This is a genomic window from Candidatus Symbiopectobacterium sp. NZEC135 (genome assembly GCF_025962695.1).
In genome coordinates this window covers 1-578 of record NZ_JAGFPF010001356.1, presented here as the reverse complement: position 1 = coordinate 578, position 578 = coordinate 1, and the positions used below count along the sequence as shown (strand labels likewise).

The following is a 578-nucleotide window of genomic DNA, read 5'->3' as shown; positions in this document are numbered from 1 at the left end:
CCATGTTATGCGGGTGCGTAAAGGTGAAGAAAAAACCACCCACAGCTATCTGCTGCCACAGCGCCTTGATGCCGAGGCACAACAGGTTCAGGAAGAGCAATCCCTGGAGCGCAAGGTTCCTGAGCAACCGGCCCTGGCCACGTTCACCATGTCTGACCTGCCTGAATCGCCGGTAATCACACCGAAGCCGACCGTTCAAACCGCACCAGAGCAAGCCGCTGCGCCTGCAACACCTGGGCTGTTTGGTCGTCTGTTCGGCGCGTTGAAAAACGTGTTTGCCAGCGCTGAAAGCCAACCGGAAAGCACCGACACGCAAGAGCCTGCCTCAACGGAGCAGCGTCAGGAGCGCCGTTCTGGTCGTCGTCAAGGTTCAAACAACCGTCGCGATCGTAATCAACGTGATGGTGCCCGTGACAGCCGTGATGGTCGTGATGGCAACAAGGAAAACCGTGACGGTAACCGCGAATCACGGGATGAGAACCGTCGCAACAAACGTCAGAATGCCCCAGCAGCGGTGGCGGAAACTGTCGCCCCCGTTGAAGAAGCAGTTGAAAAAGCGCCGCGTGACGATCAGCGGC

The 578-nt window shown here is 58.3% G+C and carries 1 pseudogene; it reads left to right on the top strand.

The features are described 5' to 3' along the window. A pseudogene (rne, locus tag J5224_RS34240) lies at positions 1 to 578 on the top strand (ribonuclease E); the annotation flags it as partial.